Consider the following 26,865-nt stretch of genomic DNA (forward strand, 5'->3'; position numbering starts at 1 on the left):
GGATATAAATCTACCAGTCGTATCCCGGAGCAATGGTCGAACTTTTGATTACGATCTTCGCTTCGGAGTCGAGTATGATATGTATCTCATTGTTGTCTTGTTTCAGTTCAAAATCGTAGAACAGGCCGTCCGGCCGTTCGATTGCCGTGATATCTTCTATTTTATATTGGTTGTAGGCGGAGCTTTGCAACGCATCCATAACGGCGACAGGAACGTCGCGGGTACTGATTTCCCAATGTGTGGAGACCCATTGCTCCTTCGTGTCGAACCATACTTCTTTGTGCAGACTCTTTTCTTGTATATCCACTTCCGTCCCGTTAGTCTCTTTTTCGGATTTCAGGATCGTTGCGGCCGGATACTTCTGTTTCAAGAAGTTCCGGATAGGAGTTGCGACGTTTTCGGCAGGTGTTTTTTGTTTTTGCCGGTTGTTGCTGCATGCGGCGAACAGTGTGAGGCTGCATAAGTACAATAGCAAGACGGATAATTTAGTTTTCATGACTTGTTGTTTTTTTATTGTTACTATTCGTGGCGAGTTCCCGATCGAACTCTGTCTCGAAAGAAACAATTCTTTTGTCTTCATGGTTGTCCGCCACGATAATAATATGCCTTTTTTATTTTTTTCGTTTTTCTCATGTTATGTTTTCGTTTCTTTGTCGTCATAATAGTAGAAATGGAACTCGAAACGTTTAAAATAACCGTGCTGCCGCTTCGGGAGAAGTTGATCAATATTTCCTGGCGGATGATAGAGGACAGGTCGGATGCAGAAGACATCGTGCAGGAGACTTTTCTGAAATTGTGGCAGATTCGCGAGAAGTTGGATGGTTATAACAGTGTCGAGGCGCTGGCTGTACAAGTGGTCAAGAACCTGGCGCTGGACAAACTGAAACAGCATCGGCCAGAAGGGACGGATATAGCCTTGCTTTCTCTTGATTCGGGAACAAGGAACCCGGCGGAAGAATTGGAGCAGCACGATACGGTTGCCCGTATCCGTTGGCTGATAAGTAAGCTGCCTTCGCTACAGCAAACCATTATCCGGATGAAAGATGTCGAAGGATATGAATTGGCGGAGATAGCGGAGATCACAGGCACTCAGGTCGAAGCGGTTCGGGTGAATCTTTCGAGAGCCCGGAAAAAGATACGGGAACAGTTAATGAAGGAGTTATGATTTATAATTTGTGATTTATGGGAAAGAGGAATCTACATATGATAGAGGAGTTGCTGGAACGGTATTTCGAAGGTGAGACTTCTGCCGCGGAAGAAAAGCAGATCCGTGCCTTTTTCGCTTCGGGAGAGGTGCCGGAGCATCTGGCTGCCTATGCTCCTCTGTTCGCTTATTTCGACGAAGAAATAGAACGTGATGCGGAAGCGCAAGTTGGCGAACCGGATTCGGGACCCGAATCGGTATCCGTTCCGTTCCGCTCTGCGAACCGGAAGCGTGCAGCCCTTTACCTCTTTTCCGGCGTGGCTGCCTGCGTGCTGGCTCTGTTGAGTCTTACCCGCCTGCTGTATCCCGCTGATCCCTGTTTCTGTTCCGACAGCTATGTCGTGATAAACGGCCGTTGCTATACCGATATCCATAAAGTTCGTTCATTGGCGATCGAAGCGTTGCAGGAAGTGGCCACTCCTGCCGATGATTACTTCCCGGAGATGGATAAGGATGAGGCAGACCGCCGAATAATAGATAACCAGTTAAAAGAATTAGGTAGTCTTTTTAGTGAAGACGAATAAAAGAATATCAAGATGAAACAGTTGAGGTATAGGCTATTAATAATGTTGGCTGCTTTGATGCTGTTGCCGACCGGTGTGGGAGCTGCCGAAGCGCAGAAAGACCTGAAGATACAGGATGTCTTTACCCGTTACGGTAAAAAGAGGAATGTCACGATGGTGGAGCTTTCCAATGAAATGCTGGAAACATACGGTATGACGCGCTATAAGAGCATCACGATCAAGGACGATCCGGAAGCTCTTCGCTTTACCCGCCAATGTCTGGAAGCCGATCAGCGGGGAGCACGCAAGATCAAGGAGGTGACCGACGACGGGGGAGTGGTCTCCGCTTATTACCAGCTTCCGGGCAAAGACCCGGACGTGAATCGTTTTGTCCTGTTCAAAGTCAACTCCAAAGGGACGATCACACTGGTCTATATCGAAGGAGAATTGGACAGCGACGACCTGATCACCCTTTTATTTACCAAAAAAGATTTATAAACAGATAAACAAGAAAAGATATGAAAAGATTTTTACTGATCATAGCCGCATGCTTTCCTGCCATCGGATTGCTGGCTGCAGATGTTGAACCGATGCCGGCCGATACGGTCATCCGGTTGGAAAACAAACGTATCGTAGTGAAGGACAACGGCGAACGGATGAAAGTGAAAGTGTATGAACTGACCGAAGAAGGCGATTCGATAGACCGTGAAATGATCTTCGAGGGGCATTACCGGGACGGACAGAGTTACGAACGGCGCAAACATATCAAGTCGATCAATATCCCGATCCCTTCTTGGGACAAAGATTTTGATCCGCACTGGGCAGGCTTCGGCATGGGCTTCGCCAACTTCTCCGGTAGTGACGGGATCAACGACGTAGACGGTGTTTCGCTTCGTAGCGGTAATTCGTTGGAATATAATTTGAATTTTATGGAGTTCAGTTTCCCCTTCTCCCGTTATAGATGGGCGGTCGTGACCGGGGCCGGTATGCGCTGGAGCCGTTATCGGCTGGATATGAATGCTCATTTTCAGGAAGTGGACGGTGTGACGCAGTTGGTTCCTGCTCCCGAAGGCATCGTTTATAATGCCAGCAAGTTGAATATCACCAGCTTGACGATTCCGGTCCTGCTTGAATGGCAGTCGCCTAAACATCGTCGCAAGGCTCCGCGTTTCTTTATCTCAGGTGGGGTGGTAGGTGTGGTCAAAACTATTTCTTCTTCCAAAATCGTCTATCATGATGCGGATGGCGAAAAACGTAAGAAAAAGATGGACCGTGGCATGAACCTTCGTCCTGTAACAATGGATTTTCTTTTTCAGGCAGGTGTCGGTTGCATCGGTTTCTATGCCAAATATTCTCCTTTCGGCCTGTTTGAGAAGGACAAAGGCCCGAAGGTGCATCCAGTTTCTTTGGGATTGCAGTTGCATATTTAATCTTGTTGGGCATCATTCTTTAGGGTAAGGATTAATCATATTGGATGGTTTGAACCATAACATGGCATAAACTATTTCGAAAGTCATGGTAAACTAATCCAAGACATACATCATATTATTTATATGTAGTACTACCTATCACGAATACGTAGTACTACATATCGTCTATAGGTAGTACTACGTATAGACAATAGATAGTGACTACCAACAGATACTTTGCTATATGTAATTAGTTAGTTCTTGGGGTGTTTTGACTTAGTTGATGGTATGAAACGGCTTAATTTACCAGTTGTCAGAGGTTCGGTTTCAGATAGTGTCGGTAAGGTGTCGGTATCTTTTGCATTTTTCCATATAAAATTCATTTACGGCTCATAGTATTGCCAATATTGAATGTGGATTATAGAACCGCGTTTCTGATATATAGTATGAAAAGAAAGACTTGGGTGTTCGGGATTCAACAATTTGGCCTTCCAGCTTGTTCTATCTCCGTTATTAACAAATAAAACACAGATGATTATGGCTGGAATAATGAACACTTTGTGGGACGAAAGTTCCGAACTGGAGGATGAAATGCTGACGCCGCATCCGATCTTGTCCGATGATTACACGGCTCATGACATGACAAAATTGGACGAAACGATTGAAAAGGCGGAAGAAAACGAGAAGATTATTGAAGAATCGTTGAAAACGTCTCAGGATAAGTAATTTGTTCCCGGCTGTTTCGTAAGTTTGCGGACAGCCGGTTTTTTCGCTTTATGTAGCACTCTTTAATAGTTGGTGATAGGAAATTATTATCATACCTTATATACATATTGAAAATAAATCCCTATTTTTGTGCTCTAAAACATTAAAATAAACCCAACAAAGATGGCTGCAACAAAACGTATTAAACGTGCATTGGTATCGGTATACCATAAAGATGGATTAGATGAAATTTTGAAGAAGCTCCACCGCGAAGGTGTGAGTTTTGTGTCGACGGGTGGTACTCAGAAGTTTATAGAAGAGCTGGGACTCCCGTGTGATGCAGTAGAGGACCTGACCGGCTATCCTTCTATCCTGGGCGGACGTGTGAAGACGCTTCACCCGAAAGTGTTCGGTGGTATTTTGAACCGTCGTGATAATGAAGGTGACCAGGCCCAGATTGCCCAATATGAAATTCCTGAAATAGACTTGGTGATTGTCGACCTGTATCCGTTCGAGGAAACAGTTGCTTCCGGTGCGGAAGAACAGGCAATTATCGAAAAGATAGATATAGGCGGTATTTCTCTTATCCGTGCCGCTGCAAAGAACTTTAAAGATGTAGTGATTGTAGCATCTAAAGCCCAGTATCAGCCGTTGATGCAATTGCTGAACGAAAAAGGGGCTGAAACTTCTATCGAAGACCGCAAATGGTTTGCCAAAGAAGCGTTTGCCGTTTCTTCAGGCTATGATTCTGCAATCTTCAATTATTTCGACGACCGCCAAGGCTCGCATTTCCGTGCTGCCGTGGATGATCCGATGCACTTGCGCTACGGTGAAAACCCGCACCAGGCTGCCAAGTTCTATGGCAAATTCGATAATATGTTTGACCAGTTGCATGGTAAGGAAATCTCTTACAACAACCTGCTCGACATTGACTCTGCTGTAAACCTGATTGACGAATTCGACGAACTGACGTTCGCCATCCTAAAACATAACAATGCCTGTGGTATCGCATCTCGCGGTAACGTGGTGGATGCCTGGAAAGATGCTTTGGCTGGTGACCCAGTGTCTGCCTTCGGCGGAATCTTGATTACGAACACGACTGTAAACAAGGAAGTGGCGGAAGAAATCAATAAGATTTTCTTCGAGGTGATCATCGCTCCGGCTTATGATGCCGATGCCCTTGAAGTCTTGAAACAAAAGAAAAATCGTATCATATTGGTCCGTAAGGAATGCAAGACTTGTCCGATGCAGTTCCGTTCATTGTTGAACGGCGTGTTGATGCAGGAAAAAGACCTTAGTATTCAAGGAGAAGCCGATCTGGAACCGATGACGGAAAAGAAACCGACGGCTCCAGAAGTGGAAGACTTGTTGTTCGCCAACAAGATCGTGAAGAACAGCAAGTCTAACGCGATCACACTGGTGAAGAACAAACAGCTTTGTGCAAGCGGTATCGGACAAACTTCACGTGTGGACTCTCTGAAGCAAGCTATTGAGAAGGCCGTTTCATTCAATTTCGACCTGAATGGCGCTGTTATGGCTTCGGATGCGTTTTTCCCGTTTGCCGACTGTGTGGAAATTGCCGACAAAGCCGGTATCACCGCCGTTATCCAGCCGGGAGGTTCTATTAACGACAAGCTGTCCGTTGATTATTGCAACGAACATGGTTTGGCTATGGTCAAGACGGGTATTCGTCATTTTAAACACTAATTGGAATATTTATGATTTATGATTTATAGTTGATTGGGTTTTCAGTCTGTTTGTGAGTCATAAGTTTATAGGTTATAAATCATAAATGATAAATCAGAAATCAAAAAATGGGATTATTTTCTTTCACACAAGAATTGGCAATGGACTTGGGGACTGCCAATACCATTATTACCTGCAACGATAAGATGGTAGTGGATGAGCCTTCCGTAATCGCTCTGGATGCTCGTTCGGAAAAGGTGCTGGCGGTAGGGCGCCAGGCACGTGAGATGTACGAAAAGACCAATCCGAATATTCGTACGATCCGTCCGCTCCGCGAAGGTGTCATTGCCGACTTCTACGCTGCCGAGCAGATGATGCGTGGATTGATCAAAATGGCCAGCGGACGCAAACGCTGGTTTGCTCCTTCGCTCCGTATGGTGATCGGTATCCCGTCGGGTAGTACGGAAGTGGAAATCCGTGCCGTCCGCGACTCTGCCGAACATGCCGGTGGCCGTGAGGTATATATGGTTTTCGAACCGATGGCAGCCGCTATCGGGGTCGGCATGGATGTGCTTGCTCCGGAAGGAAACATGATTGTAGACATAGGTGGCGGTACGACCGAGATCGCGGTGATTTCGTTGGGGGGGATCGTTTCCAACAAGTCTATCAAGATGGCGGGCGACGACTTGACGAATGATATTGTGGAATATATGCGCCGCCAGCATAATATACGCGTCAGCGAACGTATGGCGGAGCGTATCAAGATCAATGTCGGCTCCGCTTTAAGTATCCTCGAGGACGCTCCTGAAGATTTTGAAGTCTGCGGTCCGAACCAGATGACGGCTCTGCCGATGAAAGTGCCTGTTTCCTACCAGGAAATCGCACATTGTTTGGACAAGTCGATTTCAAAGATTGAAGCCGCCGTTCTGAGCGCGTTGGAACAGACGCCTCCTGAATTGTATGCCGATATCGTAAAAAACGGCATCTATCTGGCCGGTGGCGGCGCTTTGCTGCGTGGTATCGACAAACGTTTGCGCGACAAGATGGGGATCGAATTTCACGTGGCAGACGATCCTTTGCATGCAGTAGCAAGAGGTACGGGGATTGCGTTGAAGAATATCGACAAGTTTAATTTCCTTATCCGGTAAATATAAGTTGAAAGTTGAGAGTTGAAAGTTGAAAGTAAACAAGTGGTGTACTTGCTGAATATTCAACTTTCAATTTTCAACTTTCAATTTTCAACTGATTATGCGTAAACTCCTGGATTTTTTAGTCAGAAAGAGGCATTGGTTCCTATTCATTTTGCTAGAGATCATATCGTTGACGTTGGTTTATCGCAATAATGCATATCAACGGAACATTATGTTCAGTTCGGCAAATGTGATAACCGGACATATTACTTCTGTTTCCGGCTTTGTTACTTCCTACCTGAACCTGCGTGATATAAATCGGGAGCTTCTGGAGCGTAACGGACAACTTGAAATGGAGTTGCTAGAGTTGCAGGACCAGTTGGAGATGATGCGGGCCGACACTGCTCTGTTTGTCGGTTTTGCACCTGACTCGACCGGACAGTTTCCGTATAGTTTTGTGATGGCGGATGTCGTGAACAACAGTGTTACGTATTTATCCAATTATATTACGGTGAACAAAGGCCGTAAGGATGGAGTGGAGCCGGACATGGGAGTTGTGTCTGAACGGGGTGTCGTGGGAATTGTGTCGACGGTTTCCGACCATTTTTCCGTTGTAATCCCTCTGTTGAATCCGAAGTTCAAACTGAGCTGCAAGGTGTTGGGGAGTAGTTATTTCGGAACGTTGAGCTGGAACGGGCGTAATGCGCGTTTTGCCAATCTGGACGAGTTGCCGCGCCACGTGGAGTTTGAGAAAGGAGATACGATCGTGACGAGCGGTTATTCCGCCATTTTCCCGTCTGGGATTATTGTGGGTAAAGTCGTGAATTTCGAGAAACAGCATGATGATAACTTTTATTCGCTTGAAGTGGAATTGGCTACTGATTTCCAGGCCTTGAACAATGTGCGTATCATAAAGAACTATCGTCAGGCAGAGCAAAAAAATACAGAACGGGAGGCGAAAAAGAATGATTAACAATATACTGCGGGGCTTCATTTATTTTGTGGTGCTGGTGTTGGTTCAGGTTTTGATCCTGAACAATATCCATTTCCTGCGTGTGGCAACGCCGTTCTTGTATCTTTATTTCATACTGAAAATGCCAGTGGGGAGCTCACGGACGAATGTGGTGTTTTTCTCTTTTCTGATCGGGTTGACGATTGATGTTTTTTCAAATACGCCGGGAATGCATGCGTTTGCTTGTACGCTGGCCGGTTTTATCCGTCACTCGTTAATTCAGTTATTGATGGGAAAAGACCTGCCGGAAGGGATTAATCCTTCTTACAAAACGTTCGGATATGGCGGTTTTTTCCGCTATACGCTGCTTTTTGTCGTGATTCATCATGTGGCGTTGTTTTTGATTGAGTCGTTGACATTATTCGATCCGCTGTTCCTGGCGATCCGCATCGCGGCGAGTGTGGTGACGACAACCTTGTTAATTTGTACAATAGAAGCATTCAATATAGGGTCCCAGAAAAGTGGAGATTAATACGAAGTATACTCTTGAGAACAGGCGTTTCGTGATTGGTGGCGCCGTTGTTCTGTTGGTTCTCATCTTTATCATTCGTTTGTTCTTTCTGCAAGTAGTGGACAGCGACTATAAAGCGTGGGCAGACAGCAATGCGTTTCTGAAAAAGACACTGATCCCTTCCAGGGGTATCATTTATGATCGCAACGGGAAGCTGCTGGTTTATAACCAGCCTTCTTATGAAGTCATGTTGGTTATGCGTGAGATTCAACCGTTCGATACGCTTGATTTCTGCAATATCCTCGGTATTACAAAAGAGCTGTTTGTAAAACGTATAGCTGAAATTAAGAACAGGCGGTTGAATCCCGGCTATTCTTCCTATGTCCCGCAGGTGTTCATGAATCACCTCTCCGCACAGGAATGCGGTGTTTTGCAGGAAAAACTGTATAAATTTCCGGGTTTTTATATTCAGAACCGTACAATCCGGGAATATGAATATCCTTATGGAGCCCATCTGTTGGGTAATATTGGGGAGGTGAACCAGGGGGATATCGAGAAAGATCCTTATTATGTGCAGGGAGATAATGCCGGACGTTCAGGTGTGGAATTGTCTTACGAAGAGGCTTTGCGTGGCGTTAAGGGTGTGGAGATTCTGTTGCGTGATGCGCATGGACGTATAAAAGGGCGGTATGAAGAAGGCCGCCACGATGTGGCTCCCGTGTCTGGTAAGAACCTGACGCTTTCGATCGATATGGATTTGCAGGCTTTGGGTGAGAAGCTGATGCAGAACAAGAGGGGTAGCATTGTCATGATCGAGCCGGAAACCGGGGAGGTTCTGTGTCTGGTTTCTTCGCCTTCTTATGATCCAAACTTGTTGGTCGGTCGCCAGCGGGGAAAGAACCATATCATGCTGTCGAAAAATTCGGACAAGCCTTTGCTGGATCGTGCCATCATGGGGCGTTATCCGCCGGGATCGACATTCAAGCCGACACAGGCGTTGACTTTCCTTCAGGAGGAAGTGATTACGACAGAAACCTTGTATACTTGTGCACATGGATATACAGGGGCCCGGAACGGCAAACCGGCCTGCCACGGCCATGCTTCTCCTCTGAATGTGACTTATGCGCTGGCTACTTCCTGCAACTCCTTTTTTTGTTGGGGGCTGCGTGATATGATCGATAGCCGTCGGCGTTATTCGAGTGTGGGAGAGGCGTTTGAAGTTTGGAAGAATTACTTGGTATCTATGGGATACGGTTATAAGTTGGGCATTGACCTGCCTGGGGAAAATAGAGGCTTTTTGCCGAATAGCGAGTATTATAATAAATATCACGGTAAACGTTGGAGTTCCAGTACCGTCATTTCTATTGCGATCGGGCAGGGTGAAGTGTTGGCTACGCCATTGCAGATTTGTAATTTGGCGGCAACCATCGCTAACCGGGGATATTTTATTACTCCGCATGTCGTGAAGGAGGTACAGGACACCCCGCTGGATTCCCTTTATACGGATAAACGGTACACGATGGTGGAACGCAAAAATTATGAAATCGTAGCCGAAGGTATGAGGAATGCCGTTATAGGCGGAACTTGTCGGGGAGCGGCTATAACGGATATCGAAGTCTGTGGCAAGACTGGTACGGCCGAAAATCCGCATGGGAAAGATCACTCAGCTTTTATCGGTTTTGCTCCTTATCGGAATCCGAAGGTGGCCATCTGCGTGTATGTGGAGAATGGTGGTTTCGGTGCGACCTACGGAGTGCCGATCGGCAAATTGATGATGGAGAAGTATCTGAAAGGCGAAATCTCGGAGGAGAACAAGTTGCTGGAAGAGACGATGTCGAATGCGGTTGTATCGCCAAACGTTTTATCTTTACCGAATCGTGAGTTATAGGAAGACGGAAATATGGAAGACGGTTGACTGGTTGACGATTATCCTTTATGTGGTGTTGGTCGTTGCCGGCTGGTTCAGCATCTGTGGTGCTAGTTATGAATTCGATAACGTGGGGTTATTTGACCCGTCGGGCCGTCCCGGTTCGCAGTTGATGTGGATGGGATTGTCGGTAGGGTTGATCTTTGTGCTCTTGATGCTTGAGAGTGAGTTTTTTGATGTTTTTGCCTATCTGATATATGCCGGTTTCATCGTGTTGCTGATTGCTACGATTTTTCTGGCTCCGAACATAAAAGGTTCCCATTCGTGGCTTGTTTTGGGACCTGTCAGGTTGCAGCCGGCTGAGTTTGCCAAGTTTGCGACGGCACTTGCTGTCGCGAAGCTGATGAATACCTATGGTTTCAAGCTGACTGTTCCTAAAAACTTTATAGCCGTCTTGTCGCTAATATTTCTGCCGATGATTTGCATCCTGCTGCAGCAAGAGACAGGTTCGGCACTGGTCTACTTGGCTTTCTTCTTGATGTTATATCGGGAGGGGATGTCGGGATATATTCTTTTGTCGGGAGTCTGCGTGGTTGTCTTTTTTGTCACCAGCATGAAGTTTTCGGATGTGACGGTGGGAGATACGGCGGTGGGAGAGTTGCTTGTCTCTTCTCTGATCCTGTTGATCACGGTTATCCTGATACAGATAGAAAGGAAAGATACCCGTGCAATACAGGTGATATTGGGGACTGCGGGTGTTGCTTGTTTAGGAGGGTATGCCGCTTCTTTCTTTATGCCGGTCGATTATTCCCTGATATCGATCGGGGTGATCTTGCTGGTTGCCTGTTATCTGGTTTTTCTTTCTATCCGCAACTGGGCGTGGCATTATGTGTTGATCGCAGTCTTTGCATTGGGATCATTGGCTTTTATGTATTCGGTGGATTATGTGTTTACCGATATCCTGGAACCGCATCAACAGATACGTATCAAGGTTTCATTGGGATTGGAAGATGATCCGAGCGGTGCCGGCTATAATGTGAATCAGTCGAAGATCGCGATCGGTTCTGGTGGACTTACCGGAAAAGGCTTTCTGAACGGTACGCAGACCAAACTGAAGTATGTTCCAGAGCAGGATACCGACTTTATCTTTTGTACGGTAGGTGAAGAACAAGGGTTCATCGGGGCTTCTGCGGTCTTATTGTTGTTCGGATTTCTGATCCTGCGCCTGATTGTGTTGGCGGAGCGGCAAAGTTCCACTTTCAACCGGGTGTACGGCTATAGTGTCGCTTCTATCTTTTTCTTCCATTTGGCCATTAATATAGGGATGGTGACGGGGCTTACACCTGTGATCGGCATTCCGTTGCCTTTCTTTAGCTACGGCGGTTCTTCCCTTTGGGGATTCACGATCCTGCTTTTTATCTTCCTTCGCTTGGATGCATCCAGGAGGGAACGGTAGGGTTAAGGGCTGCTCACTTGGCCGGGCGAACCGAGAAACCGATTTCTTGTATTCCTTTCAAAGCATCGTCGCGCATCCCTTGACGGAAACTGAACGTATATTGTCCGGCATGCGGAAACTTATATTGCGAATGAATGGGAAAACTGCTTTGGTATAAGGAAATGCCATGTCCGTGCCATTTGCCGAATTCGTCGGCAAGCATGCATTCGATGGTGTCCCGGCGGAGCGGGCCGATCGGCTGCTCTTCACTGCAGAAAAGCCATAAGTTCTGATAGGGGTACAAGTTATTGTTCCTTACTTCCAGTGTCAGGTCGTAAGGAACAGATATATCTTTCACCTCGAAGGTGAAATAGTATTCCTTGTCCTTTTCCCACGTGATATTGTTGATCGCCTGGTATTGGTCGTACAAGGCTGGGTTTTCGCAGGAAAAGAACAGAGAACAAGTCAGTGCGGCAATGACTCCTTTAAGCTTCCGGCTTTGTGTCCGGCTTGCTTTCCGGTTTGGCAGCAGGCTTAGCTTGTTGCTGAGGTTTGTCATTATTCGGTTGCTTATCGTTATTTACTCGGTTCGGACGCGGTCTGTTACGGTTGTTTTCGCGGTTCTCCCGTTCGCGGTTGTTCTCCCGGTTTCCGCTGTTACGGTTGCGGTTTCCGTTTCTGTTCCCGTTTCCTTTGCCGTTTTTATTTTCGTTGCCGGTGTTGCCGTTCGCTTTTTCTCCGTTGAAAGGTTTGCTGTTCCCTTCGTTGCCGGTGTTGGCAGCGGCTTCTTTCGGCAGGTTTTCCTTGTTGCCGTTTCCGTTGCGTTTCTTTTTCTTCTTTTTCAGGGAAGCATCGAAACGGGTAACACTGTCTTGCCCCAGGATATCCTGCGCATCGCGTTTGGGCGGTTGCGGCTTGGTATCGGCTTCGAGCGTGACAGGCTTCATGCCTTTCTTGTTCATGTTGATCACATCGAAGGCGCGGTTGGCTGAGATTGTAATCAGGTTGGCCGCGAACGATTTATCGGTAGAGTAGGTGATTTCCCGTTTGAAGATATCCGTTTTAAAGTGATAATAGGTATTGTCCTTTGTTTCCAGCACCACTTCACGGGACGGTAAGCGTTTTTGCGCTTCCACATAGGCGTCCACTTCATAGTTGATGCAGCATTTCAGCTTGGCGCATTGGCCGGCCAATTTCTGGGGATTCATGGATATATCCTGATAGCGGGCGGCTCCGGTGGCTACAGATACGAAACTCGTCATCCAGCTTGAACAGCACAACTCGCGCCCACAGGGGCCGATACCTCCGATGCGTCCGGCTTCCTGGCGGGCACCAATCTGTTTCATTTCGATGCGGACACGAAATGCTTCGGCGAGTACTTTGATCAACTGGCGGAAGTCGACACGCTCGTCGGCAATGTAATAAAAGATCGCCTTATTGCCGTCACCCTGGTATTCCACATCCCCGATCTTCATATTCAGTCCCAAATCGGCAGCGATCTGGCGCGAACGGATCATTGTGGCGTGTTCCTTGGCCTTCGCCTCTTCGTATTTCTCGATATCGGTCGGTTTGGCTTTACGATACACCTTTTTAGGTTCATTGCCTTCGCCAGTGCGGACATTGTTCTTTTTCATCTGGAGAAGGACGAGCTTGCCGGTCAGTGTCACAGTCCCGATGTCATGCCCTGGGCTGGCTTCCACTGCGACTAAATCTCCTTTTTCCAGAGGTATCTTGGAACTGTTGAGGTAATACCCTTTGCGGGTATTTTTAAACTGCACTTCCACGTAATCGGTAGCGTTTGCCGCATCGGGCACGTCGCAAAGCCAGTCGTAGGTGTTCAGTTTATTATTTTGTATCTTGCTGCATCCTTTTTTACCCATGCAGCAACTTCCTGTATTTAATTTAAAATCCATTTGTCTGGTATATATAATGTATTTATAGTGCGTACAATTACGCAAAAATAGTCAAAATATTTGGTTCGTAGCAAATGAAGAATGAATTATAAAGAGAAAGGGCAAAACAGAATGTTCCGTTTTGCCCTTTTTGGTATTATTTGTCCATGCTGATTTATTTGACCAGACCGTGACTTTTAAATACTTTGTGAATTGCTTCTAATGCGTAGTCGAGCTGTTCAATTGTGTGAGTCGCCATCAGTGAGAAGCGGATCAGCGTATCTTCAGGCGCAACAGCCGGAGATACGACTGGATTTACGAAAATACCGGCTTCGAACAATTCCTTTACGATCAGGAATGTCAGGTCGTTGTTACGGATAAACAATGGAATGATCGGTGTTGAGGTATGGCCGATTTCGCACCCCATATTACGAAATCCATCCAAGGCATAGTGGGTAAGTTTCCACAGGTGTTCGATGCGTTCCGGTTCGCTCAGCATAATATCGAGTGCTGCGCCGGCCGCAGCTGTAGCTGCTGGAGTATTACTTGCACTGAATATATAAGAGCGGGAGTTATGGCGGAGATAGTTGATCGTCTCTTTGTCCGAAGCGATGAAACCGCCGATGGAAGCAAGCGACTTACTGAATGTACCCATAATCAGGTCTACATCGTCTGTTACTCCGAAATGATTACAGGTTCCACGACCGTGATCGCCCAGAACACCCAAACCGTGGGCTTCGTCTACCATTATGCTTGCGTTATACTTTTTGGCTAACGCAACGATTTCCGGTAATTTGGCAATGTCACCTTCCATACTGAATACACCGTCGATAACGATCAGCTTTACCTTGTCGGGTTCGCATTTCTGGAGTTGCTTTTCTAAGGACTCCATATCATTATGCTTATATTTCAGTTTGGTAGAGAAGGAAAGACGGTGTCCTTCGATGATGGATGCATGGTCTAGCTCGTCCCAAATGATATAGTCTTCACGTCCTGTCAGGCAGGATACAACACCCAAGTTTACCTGAAATCCCGTAGAATAAACAATGGCATCTTCTTTTCCGACAAATTCGGCCAGACGTTTTTCCAACTGAATGTGCAAATCCAACGTCCCGTTCAGGAAACGCGAACCGGCACAACCTGTACCATATTTCTTAATGGCATCAATTGCCGCCTCTTTTACTTTCGGGTGGTTTGTCAGGCCTAAATAGGCGTTAGAACCAAACATCAGGACCTTTTTACCGCTGATCATTACTTCTGTATCCTGATCACTTTCAATCATTCTGAAGTATGGATAAATTCCTGCGGCCATAGCCCGCTGAGGTGCATCGTACTTTGATAGTTTCTCTTGTAAAAGTTTCATATTATAATTAACAGAGAATGATTTTCTCGCTACGTTGTTATTCTAAAAGAACCCAGATCTGCTTACTACTATAATATTTATGTTTCGGCAAATCCAGCTGCAAAAGTAGTAAAAAAATAACTTATAGTAGCCGAAATGCTTTAAAAGTTTTACAAAAGCATTATTTTTGTCCTCTCAAAGTAAGTAACAGCAAGAATGGAGGGACAAACAATCAATATACAGGCCATTATAAATCCGATTTCGGGTGTCGGTTCGAAAAGAAAGATTCCGAAAATGATTGAAACCGCCTTTGCGGGCGGAAATTGTTGTGTGGAAATTTCTTTTACAGAATATCCCGGACATGCCAGCGAACTGACGCGGAAAGCCCTTGATAAAGGGGCCAATTGCGTGATTGCGGTCGGGGGAGACGGAACTGTGAACGAGATTGCCCGTGCCATGCTCCACTCAGGTGCGGTGCTGGGGATTATCCCGAAAGGTTCCGGCAATGGTTTGGCGCGTGAATTGCATATTCCGATGGATGTACGCCGGGCGATTGATCTGATTGTAAAGGGGCATGTTTCGACAATCGACTGTTGCAAGGCGAACGGACGTGTCTTTTTTTGTACCTGCGGAGTCGGCTTTGATGCAGCGGTCAGCCAAAAGTTTGCCGGGGAGAAACGCCGCGGTTCGCTTACCTATATAAAAAATACGGTGGAAGAATATCTGAGCTACAAACCCGAACCTTATGAACTTTTGATCGATAACCAGACGGTTAAGGAAAAGGCGTTTTTGGTGGCTTGCGGGAATGCTTCGCAGTATGGTAACAATGCGTTTATCGCTCCTCATGCCAATATCCAGGATGGCAAAATGGATATTACAATCCTTTCCCCTTTCGGTCCGCTGGACATTGCACCGTTGGCTATTCAGTTGTTTACGAAACAGATCGACCGTAACAGCAAGATCAAGACATTCAAAGGAAAAGAGGTGACTATCATCCGTCAGAATCCAGGAGTCATGCATCTGGACGGAGAGCCGATCATGGCGGACAGCCGGATCGAAATCTCCGTTCTTCCCAAATCATTGAACGTATTGACTCCGGAAACTGTTTCTTTTACGGAGGAGGTACAGAATCTGTTTGGTGAAGTAACCCGTTTTTTCGATAAGAAACTCCCTTACATCTTTAGATAAAAGTCTTTGGTTAGATTGATATATTCGTCAGTATACCGATGTCTTGCAATCTCGATGGTCAGCCGATCGGAGAAGGCGGGAGAGGCGGGTGGCTCTGATGTCAGTTCGGCCAACAGTCGTTTCGGTTGTGCATCGGGTACGGGGATGACGGAGACTTCCTTCGAAAGAAATAGATTTTGTGTTTGAATACAATCCGTAAGACGATCTTTCTGGTCGTAAGGCAGGATAAGGGCAATACGTCCTTGTGGGGTAAGCAGTTTGCGACTGTACTGCAACAAATCTTCTAATGTCAGCGTATCGGTGTGGCGGGCCGTGTTCCGTTGTAGGTTCGGGCATTTCAATGAATCGACGAAGTAAGGAGGGTTGGATACAATCAGGTCATATAGATGCGTGCTGGCTTGTGCAAAATCGACCAAGTCGGAATGAAAGACATTTATCCGTCCTGCAAAAAGGGAAGATTCTGCATTTTCTTGTGCTTGAAGACAGGCATCGGCTTCTATGTCGATAGCGTCGATAGCCGCCTTGCTGCGTTGAGCCAGCATCAGGGCGATCAGTCCGGTCCCTGTCCCGATGTCCAGTATGCGGTTGCACGATTCCGTTCCGGCCCATGCACCGAGCAGAACACCGTCGGTTCCTACTTTCATTGCACATTTATCATGACGTATGGTAAATTGTTTGAATTGGAAAAAAGGATTTGACATAGTAATTGACAATTGTTTTGTGCAAAAGTAATCGGAATTGAGTTAAAAATAGTAACTTTGGCACGTTTATTGTATGAAATAGAATTGCGGGCGATAAAGGAATATTCCGCAACTATGACAAAGAATATATGAAGAAAGATAAAGTAACGATGTTTGCCGAGGAGTCGTATAACGACTTGGATGATAATATTGGTATCGTAATGCCTATCCTCACAGATTGCGATGTTGATGAAGATTTTACTGAAGGAATGGAGAAAGTGGGAGAGGAATTGCCCATTCTTCCGCTTCGGAATATGGTACTGTTTCCGGGTGTAGCTATGCCGGTGATGATAGGCCGCCCTAAATCTATGCGCCTGATCAAGGAGGCCGCCCACAAGAAAAGTCTGATCGGAGTGGTTTGCCAGAAGGATATGAATACGGAAGATCCGAAGATAGAAGATTTGTATGCGACGGGAGTTGTGGCCGATATTGTCCGCGTGCTCGAAATGCCCGACGGAACAACAACCGTGATCCTGCAAGGTAAGAAGCGTTTCCAATTGGAAGAGCTTTCTGCTTATGATCCTTACCTGATCGGAAAGATCAAATTGCTCGAAGACGTCATGCCGGACAAGTCCGACCGTGAGTTCGAGGCGCTTGTTTCGACTATCAAGGATTTGACGATCAAGATGCTCGGAGCTGCCTCTGAACCGCCTCGCGACTTGATATTTTCAATAAAGAATAATAAAAATATTCTCTACCTAATCAATTTCTCTTGTTGCAATGTTCCCAACGGATCGTCTGAAAAACAAGATTTGTTGTTGATTGGTAACTTGAAAGATCGTGCGTACCGTCTTTTGTTCATCCTGAACCGGGAGTATCAGTTGGTGGAACTGAAGACGTCCATCCAGATGAAGACGCACGAGGATATTAACCAGCAACAGAAGGAATACTTTCTTCAGCAGCAGATCAAGACAATTCAGGAAGAGCTAGGAGGAAATATCAATGATTTGGAAATAAGGGAATTGCGAGAGAAAGCTGCCAAGAAAAAATGGTCGCTGGCTGTAGCTGAAACGTTTGAGAAGGAGGTGCGCAAGTTGGAGCGCCTGCATCCGCAATCTCCGGATTTCTCTATCCAGACGCAATATGTGCAGGCGATTGTCAATCTGCCATGGAACGAATACAGCAAGGATAATTTCAATCTTGCCCATGCACAGAAAGTCTTGGATCGCGATCACTACGGGTTGGAGAAGGTGAAAGAGCGCATCATTGAACATTTGGCGGTGTTGAAACTGAAAGGTGATATGAAGTCACCCATTATCTGTCTGTATGGACCTCCGGGAGTTGGTAAGACTTCGTTGGGAAAATCGGTTGCAGAAGCTTTGCACCGTAAGTATGTCCGAGTTTCGTTGGGCGGTTTGCATGATGAGGCGGAGATACGTGGCCATCGTCGTACCTACATTGGTGCGATGTCCGGACGTATCATTCAGAACCTTCAGAAGGCTGGAACCTCAAACCCTGTGTTTATCCTTGACGAGATCGACAAGGTAACGAATGATTTCAAGGGCGATCCCGCTTCTGCGTTGCTTGAGGTGTTGGATCCGGAGCAGAACAATGCATTCCATGATAATTATCTGGATATAGATTATGATTTGAGCAAAGTTATGTTTATCGCAACTGCCAATAATCTGAACACGATTTCCCAGCCGTTGTTGGACCGTATGGAGTTGATCGAGGTGAGTGGTTATATCATGGAGGAGAAGGTAGAAATCGCTGCCCGTCATTTAGTTCCGAAGCAATTGGAGATTCACGGTTTGTCGAAAGGAAAAGTGAAGTTCCCGAAAAAGACGTTGCAGGCGATCATCGAATCCTACACCCGTGAGAGTGGTGTGCGCGAATTGGATAAAAAGATTGCCAAGATCATGCGTAAGTTGGCTCGCAAGCTGGCGTCCAGCGAAGAACTTCCGGCACAGATACGTCCCGAAGATTTGCATGATTACTTGGGTGCAGTCGAATATACCCGTGATAAATATCAGGGAAATAACTATGCGGGTGTCGTAACCGGATTGGCTTGGACAGCTGTTGGCGGTGAAATCCTGTTTGTGGAATCCAGCTTGAGCAAAGGAAAGGGCTCAAAGCTTACTTTGACAGGTAACTTGGGTGACGTGATGAAAGAGTCTGCCATGTTGGCACTCGAATATATTCATTCGCATGCCGGACTGTTCGGGATCGACGAAGGTATGTTTGAAAATTGGAATGTCCATATCCATGTGCCTGAGGGGGCGATTCCGAAAGATGGTCCGAGTGCGGGTATCACGATGGTCACTTCATTGGTATCAGCCTTTACGCAGCGTAAGGTGCGCAGTAACTTGGCTATGACCGGCGAGATTACGTTGCGTGGTAAAGTTCTTCCGGTAGGTGGTATCAAGGAAAAGATACTGGCTGCTAAACGTGCCGGAATCAAGGAACTGATCCTCTGCCAAGAGAATAAGAAAGATATCGAAGAGATTAAGCCCGATTATCTGAAAGGGCTGGCTTTCCACTATGTGGATGATATCCGCCAAGTAGTCGATTTGGCCTTGTTGAAGGAAAAGGTGGCTAATCCGTTGTTCTGAAAATACATAGGGACATTCATTAAATATTATAAAATCAGCCAACTGATTTATACACAGGATATTGTGAGTTGATTGGCTTTTTTGTATCTTTAGGTATTCCCCTGAAAACAAGATTTGACGGCCAAAACGGGGGAAATATCCAAACTAAGATATGGCGAAGATACAAAATATTTCAGGAATTCACTCTACTTTGGGTTTTCCAGAATTTGATATTCTGGAAAACTATCGCAAGAGTTTTCATGAGAGTGAGCTTGGCAGGCTTCATTCGTTGTTTTCGTTTGATTGTATGGTAAAATCCGCAGGCTTGTCGGACCGGCACCTGGGCCGTAGGAACATATTCAGCCCTTCCGCAAAGATCGCCCTTATGGTCCTGAAGGCATACACCGGATTCTCCGACAGGCAGCTGGTGGAATATCTGAACGGGAACATACACTACCAGATGTTCTGTGGAATCATGATAAACCCATCGTTTCCCATAATCAACTTCAAGATAGTCAGTGTTATCCGTAATGAGATAGCATCCCGCCTTGACATTGATTCCTTCCAGGATATCCAGGCTTCACACTGGAAACCTTATCTCGATAACTTTTACGTCTGCATGACCGATGCCACATGCTATGAGAGCCACATGCGTTTTCTAACGGACATGAAACTCCTTTGGGAAAGCATCGAATGGCTCTACAGGCATATATGCCGGCATTGCAGGGATCTCTGAGCATAAGGCGTCCGTGCAACAAATACAGGAATGTGGCGGAATTCTATCTGTCCTACTGCAAGAAAAGAAAGAGGAGAGCTTCAAGGACAAGAATGCTTAAGCGCCGTATGATCAAGCTTCTTGAAAAGCTCCTCAGTTAAAGGGATGGGATCCATAGCGAGTACGGTGCTTTACTCCGATATACACAGGATTACCAGAAGCGTCTTTCCATCATCAGAAAGGAGCTTGTATAGGAAAAGAAAATGTTTGAAGGGCGGAAAGTCAGTGACCGCATCGTCAGCATTGACCGTCATTATGTACGTCCCATCGTCAGAGGCAAGGAAACCAAGTCTGTCGAGTTCGGTGCGAAGGTCAATAATATACAGATAGACGGCATATCGTTCATCGAACATCTCTCGTTCAAGGCATTCAATGAGGGTATACGCTTGAAGGAAGCTTCGGCACTCAAAAGCCACATTACTCGCTCGCAAGAATAAAGGCCAGGAATAAGAAGACGGAAATCCTGTGGATTTTCTTCGGAATACATACGGCAAATGTCATACTGATGATTAACAAGATCAGGAACAGAACGGGGAAAGCTGCATGATATGAGTTTACTGGAAGAATCAGAAGAGGTCATCAGACTTCTTCCGGAGCTTCATGTCTTGCCCGATAAGAATATATGAGAATATACAGGAAAATGACAATAATAATGGCATATGAAGTGATTATACTCTATCATCTTCATATGCCATGTATTTTGTGGGAACATTTACCGAATATCCCTAATGAATCTCCTAAAAGAGAAGTACAGGACTATCTGGTACATCTCTTTTTTGTATTTGATTCGACTGTAATTGGTTAAGCTTCCTCTTTTTTCGTTTCTTTAACAGAAGCTTCTTCTGTTGCCGATCCTTCTGGGGTGAACTCTGTGAGGCCTGCGCCGATCAGGATGTTATACCAGGAGATCAATTTCTTGATATCACTCGGATATACACGTTCACGGTCGAAATTGGGAAGAATCTCGGCGAAATAAGCACGTAGTTCGTCTGGTTTGGCGGATGTGGAAACAGATGCTTGTTGTCCGTTTTCTTTATTTTTGACGTTGGTCAGAACTTCATGCAATGGAACTTCTGCTTCATTTGTGTAGATAGCGATATCTCCCAGAGAAATTACTTTATCTTTTGCGTATGCAGGAACTCTTTTCTTGTCTGCTAACGACTCAACAATCAGCATATTTTTCCCGTGGGAAACCAATTTAAACAATCCCGGTTTACCCGAGATAGACAAAATCGTCTTCAACATAATACTTTGTTTTTCTAATAGTGTTTAACTTTTGTGCTGCAAATGTAGTATAACTGTCGGGAATTTTCGGCAGTTTTGAACATATTTTCTTGTTTCTAATGATTATTCACTAAGCATAAATGTCTCTATCTACTGAATATTTTTGTTTTTATGCTTATTATAGAATTGAGAGTCAATGTTTTTTATCTTTAGTCCTGCAAGAAAAGCTGTTATTTGCGGAAGTAAAGCTTGTTCTCCGTCATTGAAGATCACGTAGTCCGATTTCTCTTTTTTCATTTCGTCCGGCAACTGGCTTTCGATGCGACGTATAATTTCTTCTCGGGAAACGGAGTCGCGTTCGAGTATCCGTCCGATGCGTATTTCCATCGGGGCATAAACCATCAGCGTCGTATCGACAATCCGGTTAAAGCCCGATTCGAAAAGAATGGCTGATTCGATGGCGCATACCGGGGTATTCAGTCTTTCGACCCAAGCAAAAAAATGACGGTTCACTTCTGGGTGAATGATCGCGTTCACTTGTCCAAGCCGTTCCGGGTTTCCGAAAATATGGGAAGCGAGCCGTCTTTTATCCAAACCGTCGGCTGTATAAAGTTCTTTGCCGAACAAGGTAATCAGCTTTTCCCGGATAACGGGAGAAGTGGCTGTTAGATGCTTGCTTTCTGTATCGGCTATATACACAGGAATACCCCATACTTCCAATAGTGCGGCCACCATTGATTTGCCGCTTCCGATTCCTCCGGTGATTCCAATCTTAATCATTTGACTTTGTTTGTTCCAATATAAATTCGATCCGGTCTGGTGAAATTGTAGCTACATCCACCCAGCTCAGTTTTTTGTTCAGTTGTAAAGGCAATGTTCCTGAAGCGCTTTGTTCTAAATCTGCAAAAGAGATTCGTATTTCGAAATCATCTGCCGAGACGTCCTTGAAGCGCGAAAGAGGGACGTTGCAGCTCACTTTCACGACAGCCGGGAACATGCGCAGGGTGTAATGGGGCGGCAGATTGGTGCAGATAACAGGTATTTCCAGCGTTTTTTCTGTATACTCTTCTATCGGGATCGTAACGGTTACACTTGTCGGTTCGAGAGTGACTCCGTCTATTTTTTCCAGTTGGACGGTACGTGTGACGGTCTTGTTTCCTTTTTTGATCTCGGTATAGATTGTTTTTATCTCTTTCAAAGTGTCCAGAACGACATCGCTGGCATAGACGTTGATGCTGCGGGGAGTAATGGATATGTCACCTGAAACTTTGAAACCTGCATTTGTTTGGACAACTCCCTCGAATACGGCTGGTATCTCCTTCTTGATGCGTTTGCTGTAAGCAGCATCGATATGTTGGGGTTCGAAGCTGAGCAGGGATGTGGTCGCAATCAGATGTTTCTTTATTTCGTTTTCGATATCTTTCCGGTTAATGATCAGTTTACCGGATTTTTCCGACTGTGTCTTCATGTTGGCCTCAATTGGGGCAAACGAACGTCCGAAGGAGTAGTTCAGCAATACACTCCCCTTGTCTTTCACTTTGACTGTAATGGCTTCGGGCGGTGTTTCCGTGAAAGATATATCTGGCGGCACATTCTTGTACTTGACCGGAATCCTGATATCTATTTCATACTCCTGTTGCAGGCTTTGGAGAAGCCAGAAGCCGAAAGCCAACAGTATAAAACAGAAAAAGATCAAGGCTTCTTTCCACTGTTGACGGCGAAGAAAAGCCTTAATCTCTATCCGGACAGACTTGAATGTTTGTTTGATTTGTCCAAGTCGTGACATATGTTCCGTTGTTTATTTTTGCTGTGCGTCCGCTACAGATGCAAACACGGATGTTTTGTCTACACGGATGCGTACACCATCAGAAATTTCAATCAACATATATGTGTCACCGATTTCTTTGATTTTTCCGTAGATACCTCCGGCAGTAATCACTTTGTCTCCTGCTTTTAAGGCTTCGCGGGCTTTCTGAATTTCTTTTTGTTTCTTTTGTTGCGGACGGATCATAAAGAAATAGAAGATCGCAACAATAACAACCATCATTAAAATACCAGACCATTGCTGACTTCCGCCGGCGGCCTGAAGTAAAATAGTAAGTAAGCTCATATAACTATAAACATTAATAAGTTAAAATCAATTCGATACTGACACAAATGTAAGGATAATAATTAATCTTTGAGCAATAACTTTTCTTTTTTTAACTCGTTGACTACAGAATCTAAAATACCGTTGATAAATGTTCCGCTTTTCGGGGTACTGTAGTATTTGGCCGTATCAATATATTCATTCAGCGTTACGTTGATGGGAATTGTCGGGAACGTCATGATTTCTGCCAGTGCAACCTGCATGATGATAAGATCCATATTGGCTATGCGTTCGGTTTCCCAGTTCTTCATGTGTTTGTTGATACGTTCACGGAATTCGCTTCCTTTCATCAATGATTGGCGGAATAATTTAATGGCGAAAGACTGGTCTTCGAGATCTTTAAACATCGGCAGCAATTTTTGTTTGCTTCCGGCTGCTTCTTCGAATTGTTTGATTGTTTTCAGCGTAAAAGTTTCGACGATGGAGATGTCGTCGTTCCAATAAATGCTTTTATCTTGCAGATAATCGTCGATCGCTTCATTGCCACAAATTAGTTTTTTGAATACGATGCGCCAGAATTCCTTATCTGTCTCGTATGAATCATTTTCGTTATTCAGATATTCCCCGTATTGTTCGGACGACAAGATCAGGTCGAGTACCATTTTGATGAAATCTTCATCATTATCCCATGAAAGCCCCTGTTCGGCCACGTATTTCCGAAGTGCTTCATTTTCGGCTATTTGTGCGGCAAAACGGTTGTCTATCAGTCGGGTATTGGGGTTCAATTCGGCTTCTGTCGGCATATACTTGTTCTTACGGGCATCCAAGATACGTCTTTGTAAGTTTGTGACGTCGACAATTAGAAGAAGGAAATAATGATATAAGTCATAAGACTTTCTAAGACTGAAAAGCAATTCGTTTTCCGCTACTTTGAGGTCGTTGTTTCCGTTTTGATAGTAAGAATATACTATCTGTAAAACTTTAATGCGGATTAAAATTCTGTTGATCATCGTTTGAAGGAACTACTTGTTATAAATTTGGCTGCAAAGTTAGTCATTCTTTTGATAAAAGTTCGTCGCTTCGCTTAATTTTATGTGTGTTATTTATTATTTCATAATATTCCGATTCTTTATATGCATTTTCATGCGTTAAAATAGTTGTTGTTTAAAAAAAAATGCACATATTTGAGGCAAGTTATGATAAATGGGTGGGTGTTTAACGAATGTTTGCTATAATGGAAAACTCGGTGAAGAAAATACAGGTTGAAGGTGGTGACAAAGAGATCTTATACTCTAAAACCATTAAAGCAGGAAAAAGAATTTATTATCTGGATGTAAAGAAGAATCTGAAAGACGATTTATTTCTGGCTGTGACGGAGAGTAAAAAAGTGCAGCCGAAGAATGGTATGCAGGTTTCTTTTGAGAAACATAAGATTTTTCTGTACAAAGAAGACTTTGACAAGTTCATGGATGGAATGAATGATGTAATCAGTTACATTAAACGATGTAGAGCTGATGAAAGGCCGGAGGAGACGATGTCGGATGAAGGTCGGCAGGAAAGCGACTCGGATGAGATCAAACTGAATATCGAATTTTGACGAAGTCGGTAGAGAATGAGAAAATAATAAGGGGCTGTTCCGAAAGGAAACAGCCCCTTATCTTTATAGGTCCTGTAAAGGAAACCTATCGATGTTGCGGTTTATTCTGCCGGATGAATTGCTTCAGTAGGACAAGCATCTGCGCAAGTTCCACAATCTGTACACATTTCAGGGTCGATGCTGTATTTATCGCCTTCTGAAATTGCTCCTACCGGACATTCGTCAATACAAGTACCGCAAGCGATACAATCGTCACTAATTACGTAAGCCATTTTTTTAAACGTTTAAATTGATAACTATTAGTTCGTGCAAAAATAGAGTTTTCTTTGAATTAAAAAAAGAACTCCTCCTTTTTTTTACAAATAAATGCTCTTTTGCAATAAGTCGGACTCTTTCCCGTTATAAATTCAAAATTACGAAAAGAATTGAGACGTCTACTATTTATTATATGTGTGTTCTTTCTGTCTGTAACTGCCGTAATGGCGCAGAAAGAAAAGGTGAAGAACCAGCCCTATGCGGATTTGAAATGGTTTCATTTGGGATTTCATGTAGGTCTGCATGCGCAGGATTTGATATTGACTAATACCGGTGTGGCAACAAACGGTGAAACCTGGTATGCCGAGATTCCGAGCTATTCGCCCGGTTTTAGTGTCGGGGTCATCGGGGATATGTACTTGAATCCATATTTCAATCTGCGTTTTACGCCGACTATCCATTTCGGTGACAAGAAATTTGTGTTCCGCCGTCCTGAAATGGAAGGAGTGGAGGGTACAGATGAAAATCCGGTGGTAAGCATGTATTCCACTTCTGTCCGTTCCAACTATCTGACGTTTCCGCTCGATGTGAAGTATAGCGCTTTTCGTGTGAATAACTATCGTCCTTATCTGATTGGCGGTATTTATGGTGCTTTCGATCTGGGGCGTAAAAAAGGAAATCCGATCCTGTTGAAAGGAACGGATTTCGGTGTCGAGTTTGGTATCGGATGTGATATTTATCTTCCGTTTTTCAAATTATGTCCGGAACTTAAGTTTAGTTTCGGTCTGGTAGACCTGTTGGAGAAAGACCGAAGTGATCTGACAGATCTGGAATTGATCAAGTATCCGAATTCCTTGTCTAAAGCAACTTCCCGGATGGTGACGCTCACCTTTAATTTCGAATGAATAGTTCGATATAGATATAGCTGGCGGGAACAGCTAGCATAACGCTGTCGAAGCGGTCTAGCATTCCTCCGTGGCCTGGTAATACATTGCCAGAGTCTTTTACTCCGAGTGTACGTTTCAGCAAGGATTCGATCAAGTCTCCCCAGGTTCCGAACAGGACAACCGTGGCTGCCAGTCCCAACCAATTCATCCGGTTTATTTCCGGGGCGAACCAGGCGAATGCCTGTGAGGAAGCCAAGGAGAGGATCAATCCGCCAAAAAAGCCTTCCCATGATTTCTTGGGAGAAATCCGTTCAAATAATTTATGTTTTCCGATCAAGGAGCCGACCAAGTATGCTCCGGTATCGTCCAGCCAGACAAAAATAAAGATCGCCATGATAAAGAGCGGCGTGTAGCTCATGACACCAGGTGTCCCCGGTTCTGCGCCGATGAAATTCAATATGGAGAAGGAGCCGGCACAATAAACCTGGGCAAAGAGCGTAAATGCCCAATTATTAATCGGGTTCGGTGCCTTATAGTAGAGTTCAGCTATCATTGTCAACATGATAAATAGTAGATAGGGAAGGAATATCTTTCCGTCTGTCAACCCGTTTGCATAAACGAAGGTGGCGATAAACAGATATACTCCTCCGAGCACATTCACGGTCCGTTGCAGATTCGCATTTTCATAATGTTTGACCAGACCTCCGAATTCCCAAAGGGTCAATCCTGTTATAATACAAAAAAGAATAAGGAAAAAAATCGGATGAATATAAATGGCACTGATTAGTACCACAACGAATATAATGCCGGTTAACGCCCGTATAATCAAATTTTTCAAGACGATAGTGTTTTTTTATTGATTTATTCAAGTACAAATATAATTAAAATAATAATTCCATGCCCATCTGTTTCAAATTTAGTGAGCATGGAATTTTTTATTGTT

27 protein-coding genes and 1 pseudogene are annotated in these 26,865 nt (G+C 44.9%); 16 read left to right on the forward strand and 12 right to left on the reverse strand.

The window, feature by feature from the left end:
* Positions 1 to 10: 10 nt before the first annotated feature.
* Complete coding sequence (locus NQ542_RS01550) at positions 11 to 496, reverse strand: PepSY-like domain-containing protein (protein WP_005651256.1); 486 nt, start codon at positions 494 to 496, stop codon at positions 11 to 13.
* 174 nt (positions 497 to 670) lie between these two features.
* Between NQ542_RS01550 and NQ542_RS01555 the strand changes: the two genes are divergently transcribed.
* The 11 genes from NQ542_RS01555 (at position 671) to rodA (ending at position 11,423) form a co-directional block, all read left to right on the forward strand.
* Complete coding sequence (locus NQ542_RS01555) at positions 671 to 1,165, forward strand: RNA polymerase sigma factor (RefSeq protein WP_005651259.1); 495 nt, start codon at positions 671 to 673, stop codon at positions 1,163 to 1,165.
* Between the two features lie 17 nt (positions 1,166 to 1,182).
* On the forward strand, positions 1,183 to 1,728 hold the full coding sequence (locus NQ542_RS01560; RefSeq protein ID WP_005640996.1) for a hypothetical protein: 546 nt from the start codon (positions 1,183 to 1,185) through the stop codon (positions 1,726 to 1,728).
* A 12-nt stretch (positions 1,729 to 1,740) separates the two neighbouring features.
* Complete coding sequence (locus NQ542_RS01565; protein WP_005640994.1) at positions 1,741 to 2,205, forward strand: hypothetical protein; 465 nt, start codon at positions 1,741 to 1,743, stop codon at positions 2,203 to 2,205.
* Between the two features lie 20 nt (positions 2,206 to 2,225).
* Positions 2,226 to 3,137 (forward strand): porin family protein, encoded by a 912-nt coding sequence (locus NQ542_RS01570; RefSeq protein ID WP_005640992.1) that lies wholly within the window; start codon positions 2,226 to 2,228, stop codon positions 3,135 to 3,137.
* A 516-nt stretch (positions 3,138 to 3,653) separates the two neighbouring features.
* Positions 3,654 to 3,842 carry a hypothetical protein gene (locus NQ542_RS01575; protein WP_005651262.1) on the forward strand — a complete coding sequence of 63 codons (189 nt, stop codon included), beginning with the start codon at positions 3,654 to 3,656 and terminating at the stop codon, positions 3,840 to 3,842.
* Between the two features lie 162 nt (positions 3,843 to 4,004).
* On the forward strand, positions 4,005 to 5,528 hold the full coding sequence (gene purH, locus NQ542_RS01580) for a bifunctional phosphoribosylaminoimidazolecarboxamide formyltransferase/IMP cyclohydrolase (protein ID WP_005640988.1): 1,524 nt from the start codon (positions 4,005 to 4,007) through the stop codon (positions 5,526 to 5,528).
* A gap of 107 nt (positions 5,529 to 5,635) precedes the next feature.
* The gene (locus NQ542_RS01585; RefSeq protein ID WP_005640987.1) at positions 5,636 to 6,655 is read left to right on the forward strand and encodes a rod shape-determining protein; all 1,020 of its coding nucleotides are present in this window, start codon (positions 5,636 to 5,638) and stop codon (positions 6,653 to 6,655) included.
* A 100-nt stretch (positions 6,656 to 6,755) separates the two neighbouring features.
* A complete protein-coding gene (gene mreC, locus NQ542_RS01590) occupies positions 6,756 to 7,610 on the forward strand; it encodes a rod shape-determining protein MreC (RefSeq protein ID WP_005640985.1) in 855 nt (284 codons plus the stop codon).
* Positions 7,603 to 8,121, forward strand: a complete 519-nt coding sequence (gene mreD, locus NQ542_RS01595; protein WP_005640984.1) for a rod shape-determining protein MreD — start codon at positions 7,603 to 7,605, stop codon at positions 8,119 to 8,121. The genes mreC and mreD overlap by 8 nt, the downstream gene beginning before the upstream one ends.
* Positions 8,111 to 9,988 (forward strand): penicillin-binding protein 2, encoded by a 1,878-nt coding sequence (gene mrdA / locus NQ542_RS01600; RefSeq protein WP_005640981.1) that lies wholly within the window; start codon positions 8,111 to 8,113, stop codon positions 9,986 to 9,988. Before mreD ends, mrdA begins: the two co-directional genes overlap by 11 nt.
* Positions 9,978 to 11,423, forward strand: a complete 1,446-nt coding sequence (gene rodA / locus NQ542_RS01605) for a rod shape-determining protein RodA (protein ID WP_005640980.1) — start codon at positions 9,978 to 9,980, stop codon at positions 11,421 to 11,423. Before mrdA ends, rodA begins: the two co-directional genes overlap by 11 nt.
* Before the next feature lie 13 nt (positions 11,424 to 11,436).
* On the opposite strand, the gene NQ542_RS01610 is transcribed toward rodA, so the two are convergent.
* The 3 genes from NQ542_RS01610 to spt all read right to left on the reverse strand — a co-directional run bounded on the left by NQ542_RS01610 (position 11,437) and on the right by spt (position 14,657).
* Positions 11,437 to 11,961 carry a gliding motility lipoprotein GldH gene (locus NQ542_RS01610; RefSeq protein WP_036724653.1) on the reverse strand — a complete coding sequence of 175 codons (525 nt, stop codon included), beginning with the start codon at positions 11,959 to 11,961 and terminating at the stop codon, positions 11,437 to 11,439.
* Positions 11,888 to 13,315, reverse strand: coding sequence for a PSP1 domain-containing protein (locus NQ542_RS01615; protein ID WP_005651267.1), 1,428 nt, complete (start codon positions 13,313 to 13,315; stop codon positions 11,888 to 11,890). The genes NQ542_RS01610 and NQ542_RS01615 overlap by 74 nt, the downstream gene beginning before the upstream one ends.
* A gap of 154 nt (positions 13,316 to 13,469) precedes the next feature.
* The gene (spt, locus tag NQ542_RS01620) at positions 13,470 to 14,657 is read right to left on the reverse strand and encodes a serine palmitoyltransferase (RefSeq protein WP_005640975.1); all 1,188 of its coding nucleotides are present in this window, start codon (positions 14,655 to 14,657) and stop codon (positions 13,470 to 13,472) included.
* A 195-nt stretch (positions 14,658 to 14,852) separates the two neighbouring features.
* On the opposite strand from spt, the gene NQ542_RS01625 reads away from it, so the two are divergent.
* Positions 14,853 to 15,824 (forward strand): diacylglycerol/lipid kinase family protein, encoded by a 972-nt coding sequence (locus tag NQ542_RS01625; RefSeq protein ID WP_005640973.1) that lies wholly within the window; start codon positions 14,853 to 14,855, stop codon positions 15,822 to 15,824.
* Here the strand turns inward: NQ542_RS01625 and NQ542_RS01630 are convergent.
* Positions 15,809 to 16,525 carry a tRNA1(Val) (adenine(37)-N6)-methyltransferase gene (locus NQ542_RS01630; RefSeq protein ID WP_005640971.1) on the reverse strand — a complete coding sequence of 239 codons (717 nt, stop codon included), beginning with the start codon at positions 16,523 to 16,525 and terminating at the stop codon, positions 15,809 to 15,811. The two genes, NQ542_RS01625 and NQ542_RS01630, sit on opposite strands and share 16 nt — an antisense overlap.
* 128 nt (positions 16,526 to 16,653) lie before the next feature.
* On the opposite strand from NQ542_RS01630, the gene lon reads away from it, so the two are divergent.
* Entirely contained in the window at positions 16,654 to 19,116 is a 2,463-nt protein-coding gene (gene lon, locus NQ542_RS01635) for an endopeptidase La (protein WP_005640969.1), read from the forward strand.
* A gap of 151 nt (positions 19,117 to 19,267) precedes the next feature.
* A pseudogene (locus tag NQ542_RS01640) lies at positions 19,268 to 20,417 on the forward strand (transposase).
* Between the two features lie 254 nt (positions 20,418 to 20,671).
* Here the strand turns inward: NQ542_RS01640 and NQ542_RS01645 are convergent.
* The 5 genes from NQ542_RS01645 to nusB all read right to left on the reverse strand — a co-directional run bounded on the left by NQ542_RS01645 (position 20,672) and on the right by nusB (position 24,193).
* Positions 20,672 to 21,115, reverse strand: a complete 444-nt coding sequence (locus NQ542_RS01645) for a DUF5606 family protein (protein ID WP_005640959.1) — start codon at positions 21,113 to 21,115, stop codon at positions 20,672 to 20,674.
* Between the two features lie 129 nt (positions 21,116 to 21,244).
* Positions 21,245 to 21,874 (reverse strand): dephospho-CoA kinase, encoded by a 630-nt coding sequence (coaE, locus tag NQ542_RS01650; RefSeq protein ID WP_005640957.1) that lies wholly within the window; start codon positions 21,872 to 21,874, stop codon positions 21,245 to 21,247.
* Entirely contained in the window at positions 21,867 to 22,880 is a 1,014-nt protein-coding gene (locus NQ542_RS01655; protein WP_005640954.1) for a YbbR-like domain-containing protein, read from the reverse strand. The genes coaE and NQ542_RS01655 overlap by 8 nt, the downstream gene beginning before the upstream one ends.
* Before the next feature lie 12 nt (positions 22,881 to 22,892).
* Positions 22,893 to 23,204 carry a preprotein translocase subunit YajC gene (gene yajC / locus NQ542_RS01660; RefSeq protein ID WP_005640952.1) on the reverse strand — a complete coding sequence of 104 codons (312 nt, stop codon included), beginning with the start codon at positions 23,202 to 23,204 and terminating at the stop codon, positions 22,893 to 22,895.
* A 62-nt stretch (positions 23,205 to 23,266) separates the two neighbouring features.
* On the reverse strand, positions 23,267 to 24,193 hold the full coding sequence (nusB, locus tag NQ542_RS01665) for a transcription antitermination factor NusB (protein ID WP_005640949.1): 927 nt from the start codon (positions 24,191 to 24,193) through the stop codon (positions 23,267 to 23,269).
* Positions 24,194 to 24,417: 224 nt separating this feature from the next.
* Between nusB and NQ542_RS01670 the strand changes: the two genes are divergently transcribed.
* On the forward strand, positions 24,418 to 24,780 hold the full coding sequence (locus tag NQ542_RS01670) for a DUF3276 family protein (RefSeq protein ID WP_036724656.1): 363 nt from the start codon (positions 24,418 to 24,420) through the stop codon (positions 24,778 to 24,780).
* Between the two features lie 101 nt (positions 24,781 to 24,881).
* Here the strand turns inward: NQ542_RS01670 and NQ542_RS01675 are convergent, their stop codons facing one another.
* Positions 24,882 to 25,052, reverse strand: a complete 171-nt coding sequence (locus NQ542_RS01675) for a DUF362 domain-containing protein (protein ID WP_005640945.1) — start codon at positions 25,050 to 25,052, stop codon at positions 24,882 to 24,884.
* Between the two features lie 153 nt (positions 25,053 to 25,205).
* Here NQ542_RS01675 and porT point away from each other — a divergent pair, with 153 nt between their 5' ends.
* Positions 25,206 to 25,940, forward strand: a complete 735-nt coding sequence (gene porT, locus NQ542_RS01680) for a type IX secretion/gliding motility protein PorT/SprT (protein ID WP_005651269.1) — start codon at positions 25,206 to 25,208, stop codon at positions 25,938 to 25,940.
* Here porT and NQ542_RS01685 read toward each other — a convergent pair.
* Positions 25,927 to 26,760: a phosphatidate cytidylyltransferase gene (locus tag NQ542_RS01685; RefSeq protein WP_005640940.1), complete on the reverse strand. Its 834-nt coding sequence runs from the start codon at positions 26,758 to 26,760 to the stop codon at positions 25,927 to 25,929. The two genes, porT and NQ542_RS01685, sit on opposite strands and share 14 nt — an antisense overlap.
* Positions 26,761 to 26,865 lie beyond the last annotated feature (105 nt).

The organism is Parabacteroides merdae ATCC 43184 (assembly GCF_025151215.1).
GTDB lineage: Bacteria > Bacteroidota > Bacteroidia > Bacteroidales > Tannerellaceae > Parabacteroides > Parabacteroides merdae.